The organism is Luteolibacter sp. Y139, assembly GCF_038066715.1.
Taxonomy (GTDB): Bacteria; Verrucomicrobiota; Verrucomicrobiia; order Verrucomicrobiales; family Akkermansiaceae; genus Haloferula; species Haloferula soli.
Map to the genome: position 1 here is coordinate 1 of NZ_JBBUKT010000023.1, position 10,519 is coordinate 10,519.

Sequence of the window (10,519 nt, forward strand, 5' to 3'; positions counted from 1 at the left end):
GCTCGCCGGCACCACCATTCTCGGTTCGAGTTCCGCGCTTGCCGCGAACTGGACCGGCACGGTCAGCACCGACTGGAACAACTTCGCGAACTGGAGCGGCGCGACTGGTGGCTCAGGTGTCGTCACGGTTGCCGCCGCACCGCCGAACATCGCGACCATCACCGCGAACATCAACCCGATCCCGACCAGCATGCTGATCGGCAATACGGCGGCGGGCCGGATCGATCACCGCGCGGGCACTGCCAGCCTCGCCACCGATGGCGATATTACCCTGGGCCGTACGGGCGGAGGCAACGGCACTTATAACCTGGCCAACACCGGCGGTGCCGGTGGAACGCTGACAGGCTTCGCCCAGGGCTCCGGCACCCTGACCGTGCCGCGGAACGTTCTTGTCGGCGGCTCGATCGCTGCCGCGACCGGCGCGATCAATATCAACACCACCGGCACGCTTTCGATCGGCGGCCAGCTTACCTTGGGAAACCTCGGTGGCACGGGCACGGTGAAGATGGATTCCGGCACGCTGACGGTGGTCAACGAGTTTGAGATCGGCAATGGCACCAGCGGCACCGGCACCTTCAGCATGTCCGGCGGCACGGTCACGAAATCGGGCGCTGGCACCGCGGTCAGCGTGGGCGGCGGCCTCACCACTGCCGGGGGCAATGGCACGGCGAACCTGAACGGCGGAGCCTTCACCACTGCCGGCGTCTTCCGCATCGGCCATGGTAGCGGCTCGATTGGAGCCCTCACGGTTGCTGGCACCAATCTCACCGTGGGTGGTGAGTTCTGGGTCGGCAACCAGACCGGCGGCTCGGGCACCATGACCCTGTCGTCTGGCTCGGTCACCACGAACAGCTGGGCTCTCGTCGGCCGCAAGGATGATGCCAATGCCGGGGTTGGCGCGACGGGATCGGTGACCATGACCGGCGGCACGTGGACCAAGTCGGGAGACAACAATTTCGTCGTTGGCGACACGGGTGCCGGCACCATGACGATGAGCGGCGGCACGGTGATCGTGAATCCCTCTGCGGTCACGGATCGCGGGATCACCTGGATCGCCAACCGCAATTCGTGCACAGGCACACTTACGATTTCAGGCGCTGCCGATTTCCGCAGTCCCCGCATCGTCCTCGGCGTGCAGGCGAACACAAGCGGCACCCTCACCCTGAACGGGGGGACGGTGAGAACCAGCTCGATCGCCGGCGGTTCCGGAAACAGCGAGGTCACTTTCAGCGGCACCCAGATCATCGCCACGGGTAACAGCGATGTTTTCATGGATGCTCTCGTCACCTCGAACATCGCAGCCGGTGGCTTGAAGGTGGACTCCGCGGGATTCACCGTCGCGGCACCCCAGCCTCTCGGCGGCGCAGGAGATGTCACCAAGTCGGGAACCGGCACCCTGAAGCTCGTGGGAGCCAATACCTACACCGGCAATCACATCGTGACCGGTGGGAAGCTGCTGCTCTCCGTGGATACGGCCGCCACCGGCAATACCACCGTATCTAACAATGCGGGCTTCGGCGTGGTCCAGCAGGCCGGCTTCGGCACCCTGGATCAGACCAATGTCGCGTTCGGCTCTGCAGGTGGCTCGACCACCTTCGACGTCGACCTCGGTGACAGCTCCGGGAATCCCTCGGTGGCTCCCTTGAATGTGACCGGCACGCTGACCCTGAACGGCCCCGTGACGATCAACGTGCAAGACCTCGATCTGGATGTCGGCACCATTCCGCTGATCAGCTATACCGGCGCGAAAGCCGGTACCGGAAGCTTTGTCCAAGGGACGCTGCCGCTCGGCGTGACCGGGCATATCCAGGACAATGGCAGCGGTCTCGTGTCACTCGTGGTGGAGGCGCTGAACTATCCGGTGTGGACCGGTGCGGTGAATGGCAACTGGGACTTCGCCACACAGAACTGGCAGGATGCCGTGACCAGCGCCCCGCTCGCCTTCGCCAATAACCTGCCGGTGATCTTCGCGGAGGTGGACGCGGCGGAGAAGGCGAACGTCACCTTGAATACCACGGTGATTCCGGGATCGTTGCGCTTCGACGCCTTCGGCAATCCCTACACCATCTCGGGCACCGGGAAGATCTCGGGAACCACGGGACTGGTCCAGGCCGGTACTGCCAATCTCACTCTCAACACGGCGAATGATTTCACCGGTCCGGTGCAGCTGTTAGGCGGCACCACCTCCATCAATACGGTCTCGAATGCCGGCAGCGCCGCCTCCTTGGGAACCGGCACCTCGCCGGTCGTGCTCGATGGCGGCAACCTGAACTACACCGGGCCGAACGCGACCACCGACCGCGGCCTGTCCATCCTGTCACCGGGGGCGCTGCTTACCAACGCCAACAACCTGACCATTTCCGGCCCCCTTTCCGGTGTGGGAGGCAGCTTTGCGAAGGATGGTGCAGGCAATCTCACCCTCTCCAATGCGGGTGCGAATGTTCTCAGCACCGCGGGCAACGTCCTGGTCCACGGGGGAACCCTCACCCTGGCAGGCGGCAGCCATTCGGTCACCGGCGAACTGTGGGTGGCAGATCAGCCGGACGTCCCGGCGAACATGGTGCTGAACGGCGCCACGCTCACCACTTCGAATTGGGTCGCCATCGGCCGCGGCAATGGCAACGCCGGCGTGGTCAATGTCACCGCGACGAATTCCACCATCAACTCGGTGAACTTCAGCAGCGGCTACAACAACGCCCTCGCCAACAACGAGAGCGAGGCCTTCATCACGCTGAACAACTCGATCTGGAACAACGGCGGGGTCACCTACCTGGCGGAGAGCTCTGCTTCCCAGGCCACGATGATTCTCAACGGCACATCGCAGTACAACATCACCGGCAACTTCCTGCTCGCCCGCCTCGGCACGTCGCAGGCGACGTTCACGATGAACGGCACCAGCAAGCTGACCAAGACGGGTACCGCCTACAGCTCGATCGGCACCGAGGGGAACGCGGTGATGAACGTGAACGACAATGCCATCTTCTCGGCGACCGGCGGCGACTTCAATGTCGGCGACGTGGGCACCTCGAACAGCGCTCTCAACATCAACGGTTCCGGGTCCGTAATCGCGACCCAGGTTTACATCGGCAAGAACACCAACACGACCGGCGTTCTCAATCAGGCGGGCGGCTCCTTCCAGAGCGGCAGCTTCATTTCGATCGGCTCGAACGGGGGCGTTGGCACGGTGAATCTTTCCGCCGGCTCGCTGACCGCCACCACGGTCATCAACGTCGCGGGCACCGGCAGCGGCACGTTCAATATCTCCGGCACCGCGACGGCCACGGCCAATGGCAACGGTGTCTTCGTCGGTGCCTCCCCGGGAGGGTTTGGCGTGCTCAATCTCAATGGGGGCACGCTGGTGACCAAGGTGGTCGCCGAAAACACCGGCGGTCTCAGCACCGTGAACTTCAATGGTGGCTTGTTGAAAGCAGCGGCCGGAGCCACCGCGACCTTTGTCGGACCGATCGACAATGCGGTCATTCAGTCCGGCGGTGCCTTCATCGATACCAATGGCCAGACCCTCTCGGTCACTGCCAACCTCAGCGGCACCGGTGGTTTGACCAAATCGGGAACGGGCACGCTTACCCTCTCGGGAACCAACACCTACACCGGCAACACGACCGTCAGCGCGGGCACCCTGTCACTGGGAGCGGCCTTCCTCGGAAACTCCTCCACGGTGAACATCGCGTCCGGTGCGGTCCTGAACCTGACCCATGGCGCGGTCGATCAAGTGGCCACCCTGATCCTCAATGGTGTTTCCCAACCAGTCGGCACCTACTCCTCGGCCACCCCCGGCGGTTACATCACCGGCAGCGGCAGCCTCCAGGTCACCGGCGCGGTGGCTTCTCCATACGACACATGGATGTCCGGCTTCCCGTCGATCCCGCTGGCCGATCGTGATCCGGGCGATGATCCGGACGGCGATGGCTCCACCAATGCGGTCGAGTTCGCGCTCGGCAGCACGCCGAACAGCGGCACCAATAGGCCGAAGGTCTATCAGATCATCGCGGACAGCAGCGCCGATGTCGACTCGACCAAGGAGTTGCTGCTGACCATCGCGGTTCGCAGCGGCGCGCCGGCCTTCACCGGCAGCCCGTCGCCGACCGCGACGCAGGACGGCTACACCTACACGATTCAGGGTAGCACCAACTTGGGCAGCTTTGTCACCGCCGCGGTGCCGGTGACGACGGTCGCGACTGGCCTCCCGGCCGCGCCGGCCGGTTACGAGTACCGCACGTTTAGTTTGACCGGGTCGAACGGTAACCCGACGAGGGGCTTCATGCGGGTCGGCATTACGCCCTGATCATCGTCGGGAGAATAGGGGCCCCGGTCGACTTGGGCGACCGGGGCTTCCTTATTTCGCCCCATCACAAACCAGCTTCTTGCCAGACCCGGCCGCGATGAGCGGCCGGGTTTCTTTTTGGGTCGTCCAAGCCGGTTTTGAAGCCCCCGGGACGAGCCATCTTTACAGCTCTCAAGGGGGCTCCCTGAGAAAAATTTCCCGCCCACTAAACCCGGCGCGAATGTCCGCCCCCTCGGCATCGCATTGAATTGCAATCCAGACCCTATCCCATCGGGTAAAAACCGCTGTTTGTATGACAAAAACGGAAAACCGCGGATTGGTGAAAACATACAAGTGATCAGCTGCCTTTACATTTGCCCGTTTCCGGGGCTGACGGTGTGAGGGTGACGTTGGATTTCATAAAAATCCAACGCAGCAATTCCTGACTTCTCTCAGATGTCAAATTTCGGGCGCTTAATCCGCGGATCGGCAAAAAGGTCGATTTATTACAGGTTCGCCTCGTCCAATTAATTGAATATTAGACGGTTAACGTGGATTTGTCGCAATATTCACAGAATGGCAAAGAATTTTGTTTCAATGGAAAACGGATTTGTTATTCCAAATTTACTCGGATGAGCGGACCCACGCTCGTACGGGTAAAACCCAAAACCCAAAAAACCCATCCCTGACGATCCGTGGACTTTTCCAAGGAAGTCGACCCCCGTTCACCCAAGGAAACGGTAAAGACATACACAGGCGTCCTGTGCACATGTCTGCAACTTCTCTCTCAGACCCCATGAATAACCCGACCCTGACCCCGATTACCCGTGCGTCCCTCCTCGCCACGGCGTCTTACAATACCCGCTGGTTCGCCAGCCTACTCGCAGGAACGACCGTGCTCGGTTCTGCTGCTTTTGCCACCACTTGGGACGGCACCGGCACCGTGGTGACCGACTGGAATGACAATGGCAACTGGGTCGGCGACGCCGGCACCGGTGGATCGAATGCCGTGATCGGAATCAACTCACCGGTCGCCACCATTTCGGCGAATATCGCCGCGACCCCCGTGGACATCCTGGTAGGTGACGGAGCTGGCTTGAATGGCCGCGTGGATCACACCGCCGGCACGGCACAGACCGGCGGCGGCAACTGGATGGTCGTCGGCCGCGGCAGTGGCACGGGCCTGTACAATTTGACCGGCTCCGGCACGGGCGGCACCTACACGGGTCGCTCGCAAGGCAGCGGCACCATGAATGTGTCCGGTCGCCTTTACGTCGGCGATGGCGGCGGCAGCGTTGGCACCGTCAATGTCCACACCACCGGCACCCTTGCGATCGGTGGCGAGTTCAACACGGGTTTGAACGGCGGCACCGCCACGGTGAATATCGATAGCGGCACCGTTACCAACGGCGGCTGGCTGCGCGTGGGCGCGGGCAGCGGCGGCGTTTCCACGCTGAATATTTCCGGCGGCTCGGTGACGAAGAACGGCAACGATCACATGATCCTTGGCGACAACGGCGGCTCGCAGGGAACCATCAACCTGAGCGCGGGCACGCTCAACGTGAACAACGAGTGCTGGATCGGCCAGAACGGCGGCAAGGGCACCATCAATCTCACCGGCGGCACGCTCACCAACAACAGCTGGGCGGCAGTCGGTCGCGCGAATGCAGCCAGCGAAGGCACCGTGAACCACAGCGGTGGCACATGGAACAAGACCGGTGGCGGTCACCTGATCATCGGTGACAACTCCAAGGGCACCTACAATCTCAGCGGCACCGGCGCGCTCTCCATCAACGGTGAGTTCTGGATCGGCCAAGGCGGTTCCGGCAATGGCACGCTCACGATGAGCGGCGGCAGCATCACCAGCAACAACTGGGTGGCGGTCGGCCGTGAAAACGGCACCGCGCTGGTGAACATGACCGGCGGCACCTGGACCAAGACCGGCGGCGGCACCTTCATCGTCGGCAGCTCCGGCCCCTGCACCATGAACATGAGCGGCGGTCTCGTGGATGACCAGGGTGGTCTCACGTGGATCGGTGAAAACGGTGGCGCGACGACGGCCACCCTCAACTTCTCCGGCACCGCGGAATGGCGCACCAACACGATGTCCGTGGGTCAAAACACGCCCAACGCCATCCTGAACCTCAATGGTGGCACGATGAAAGTGCAGCGCTTCACCGGTCGACGGGAAGCGGACGACACCGGCACCGATGGCGGCACGGGCACCATCAATTTCAACGGCACGCAGATCATCGCGACCGTGAACAATCCGATCAACTTCATTTCCACCTCGGTGGACAATGTGAACATCGACAGCGGCGGCTTGCTGGTGAACACCAACGGCTTCAGCGTCGTGGCGCCGAAGCCGCTGCCGGGAACCGGCGGCGTGGTGAAGTCGGGTGCAGGCACCCTGACCCTCTCCGGTGTCAGCAGCTACGGCGGCAATAACAGCGTCCAAGCCGGCAAGCTGGTCCTGAACGGCGACTCCTCCGGCACCGGCAACATCACGGTGGCAAACGGTGCGGGCCTCGGCGTCAACCAGGTGAACCCGGCCAATAGCCTCGATCCGGTCGCTGTCACCTTCGGCACCTCCGGAACGCTCGACATCAATCTCGGCAATGTCGCCGGCAATCCGACGGCCGCTCCGCTCAACGTTACCGGCACGCTCACCGTCGGTGGACCGATCACCATCAATGTCGCCGATCAGTTCCCGGCCGTGGGTTCGGTTCCTCTGATCAGCTACGTCGGACCGAAGGCGGGCGGCGGCAGCTTCGTCCTCGGCACCTTGCCGAATGGCGTGGTCGCCAACCTCGTCGACAACGGCACCGGTCTGGTTTCGCTCAATGTCACCAGCGCCTCGTTGCCGCGTTGGGATGGCACCAATGAGTCGGGCCTCACCAAGGCCGGTGACAAGGTCGATGGCTCGCCCGATATCACCGTCGCCAATGCCACCGGCATCACGATCGGTCAACCGGTTCGCGGCCCGGGAGTTCCTCCGGCCACCACGGTTTCCGGCATCGCCGGCCTGACCATCACCCTGAGCAATCCCGTCGCCGGTTCGGCCACGGGGGTGAACTTCCTGTTCGTCACCACCGCCGGCACCAATGAAGGCGTGTGGGACTTCGTGACCGAGAACTGGTTCGACATGGTCACCAACGCCAGCTCGCTCTACACCAATCCGTCTCCGGTGTTGTTCGACGACAATGCCACTGGCCCGACCGCGGTGACCCTCAATACGACGGTCACCCCCAGCTCGGTGACGTTCAACAACAGCAGCCTCACTTACAGCCTCTCTGGCACCGGCAAGGTGACCGGCTCCTCGGGCCTGACCAAGTCGGGTTCCGCGGCGCTCACCGTCAACAACACGAACGACTACACCGGCGTGACCCGTCTGGAAGGTGGCATCACCACGGTGGGCACCCTCACCAACGGTGGCGTCGCCAGCCCCCTCGGTGCGGCTTCCAATGCAGCGTCGAACCTGGTTCTTGCCGGTGGCACCTTGAACTACACCGGCAGTGCGACCAGCACTGACCGCGGGGTCTCGCTGGCGGCGGCTAACAACACGATCGCCAGCGGCCTTGTCCTCGCCAGCAACCTGACCGTCAGCGGCCCGATCACTGCGACGGCTGGCAAGCTGGTCAAGACGGGCACTGGCAGCCTCACCCTCACCAACGCGGGTGCCAACGTCCTCGCCAACGGAAGCGGTGGCGAGACGCCACAGGCATTCCGCTTCGAGGAAGGCTCCCTGGTGCTGAATACCGCCGGCCAGACCAATACCGTGACCGGTTACGCCGCCTTCGGAGTTCCGAACGGCTCGTCCTCGGCCCTGACCTTGGGCAACGGCGCGAACCTGACCGTCAACGGCCGCCTCCAGACGGCCTTGGGCGAAAGCTCGACCTCGGCGCTGACCATCAGCGGCACCTCGACGCTTCAAGTCACCGATGCGGTCCAGATCGGCCTTGGTAATACCTCGACCTCCACGGTCATCATCGAAAACAGCGGCACCCTGAACAAGGTCGGCGGCTGGTTCTCGCTCGGTCACAACTCGAACACCTCGACGATGACGGTCCGCAACAGCGGCACCCTCTCCGGCAACGGTGACCTGAACATCGGCGACACGGGCTCTGCCTCGGGCACGCTGAATCTTCAGGACAATGCCACGGTCTCGTGGGCTGGCGGCAACGCCTTCGTCGGCAAGAACGGCACCACCGGCAACTTCAATGTGGGCGGTGATGCGAACGTGACCGTCGGTGAGACCAGCGTGGGTGGCAGCGGCGGCTCCAATGGTACCTTGGACATCAGCGGCACCTCGAACTACATCTCCAACGGACGTCTGCAAGTCGGCCCGAATGGAGGTAGCAACGGCAACGTCATCATCGAGGGATCCGGCTCCATGCAGGTCAATTCCTACGTCTCCGTCGGCTTCAACGGCCACGGCGACATGACGATCAAGGGTAACGGCTCGTTCAACAACACCGATGACTTCTCCGTGAATGAAAACGGTGAAGGATCGGTGACGGTGAACCTGCAGGATAACGGGGCACTGTCGATGACGCGGACCCTGTTCATCGGCCGGAATGGCGGCAAGGTGGGAACGCTCAATGTCACTGGCGCGTCCACCGTGACCCAGCTGGATGCCGGCTACTCGCTCATCGTGGGACCTGCCGGAACGGGCACGCTGAATATGTCGGGTACCTCCACGGTGACTGCAGCCGCCAATGGTGGCATGCTGGTTTCCCAGGGAGGCGGCACCGGCGTCGTGAACCTCGATGGCGGCACGCTCTCGGTGAAGAAGGTCTCGGACGGCGGCGGCAGCAGCACCTTCCACTTCAATGGTGGAACGCTGAAGGCCAATACCGGAGCGGCCCTCGACTTCCTCAACGGCATCGACACGCTCGATGTGAAGCCGGGCGGCGCCTTCATCGATAGCAACGGCCAGACCATTGCGATCAACCAGGGCATCGGCGACGCCGATGGCGCTCTCACCAAGAAAGGCGCGGGCACGCTCCAGCTCAACTCCGGCAGCAATACCTACCTCGGCACCACCACGGTGCAGGCCGGTGCCCTCGGTGGCACGGGTGCAGTGGCGGGCGAGCTGGTGGTCCAGTCCGGTGCTTCGATCGCTCCAGGTGCTGCGGGTGTGGGAACCTTCACCGTTCAGGACACCCTGAGCAGCGGTTCCTCGATCGCCGGCACCTACGTCTGCGAGATCAATGGCGCCACCGCCGACCAGCTCGCGGTCGCAGGGGACCTCAATGTCACGGGTGCGACGCTCGACTTCGACGTGCTCGCTGCTCCGTCGGCTCCGTCCTATGTGATCGCGACCTACGCTTCCATTACCGGCACCTTCGCCGTGGTGGATCTGCCGCCGGGCTGCACCCTGAACTACGGACCCACCCAGCTGACCCTGGTCCAGTCGGCGACTCCATACAGCCTGTGGGCCCAGAGCTACGGCCTGGATCCGCTGACCGATGGAGCTCCCGGCTTCGACAAGGACAAGGATGGCCAGGTCAACTCGGTTGAATTCGCCCTCGGCGGTTCGCCGATCAGCGGAGAGAACAACGCCAAGATCTACTCCTTGGCGGCTGACAGCGGAGTTGACGTCGACTCGAACCGGGAAGCGATCCTGACCATCGCGGTCCGCACCGGCACGCCTGCCTTCGCTGGCAGCCCGTCGCCGACGGCCACGCAGGATGGCTACACCTACACCATCGAAGGCAGCACCACGCTGGGCACCTTCACCACGGTGGTGACTCCGACCCCGACCCCGGTGACGGCTGGCCTGCCAGCGGCACCCACGGGCTACGAGTACCGGTCCTTCAGCTTGGCTGGCTCGAATGGAGTGCCCACCCGGGGCTTCATGCGAGTGCTGGTGACTCCCTGAAGAGACACCCGCGAAAGATAATCCCAGCCCCGGCCGCCCCAAGCGGCCGGGGCTTTTCGCGACGAATCCGGCAGCGAGCCGCGTCGGCGTGGCTTGCGTTTTCCTAGACCTGCTCTTCCGTTAGGGTGGATGACCCGAACCCTGCGGAAGTCCTTTTGTTTGATTTCCAGTCCGACCCAAGAACCCATGAAGACCTGTACCTTTCCCGTCCGCTTTTCCCACCCGCTCATCACTCGCCATCACCTCCTGCGGCTTGCCGGCCTGCTCGCCGGCACCACCATTCTCGGTTCGAGTTCCGCGCTTGCCGCGAACTGGACCGGCACGGTCAGCACCGACTGGAACAACTTCGCGAA

At 63.2% G+C, this 10,519-nt stretch carries 2 protein-coding genes; both read left to right on the forward strand.

The genetic code is table 11. The annotated features are described in order from the left end of the window. A partial coding sequence (locus WKV53_RS28500) for a beta strand repeat-containing protein (RefSeq protein ID WP_341408258.1) occupies window positions 1-4,303 on the forward strand: 4,303 nt, incomplete at its 5' end. Between the two features lie 775 nt (window positions 4,304-5,078). Continuing rightward, window positions 5,079-10,166, forward strand: coding sequence for a beta strand repeat-containing protein (locus tag WKV53_RS28505; protein ID WP_341408259.1), 5,088 nt, complete (start codon window positions 5,079-5,081; stop codon window positions 10,164-10,166). The last annotated feature ends 353 nt before the right edge of the window (window positions 10,167-10,519 follow it).

What these genes read in the sequence shown, in the direction of transcription:
- WKV53_RS28505 (WP_341408259.1), top strand. Translation starts at nt 5,079, where the DNA reads ATGAATAACCCGACCCTGACCCCGATTACCCGTGCGTCCCTCCTCGCC.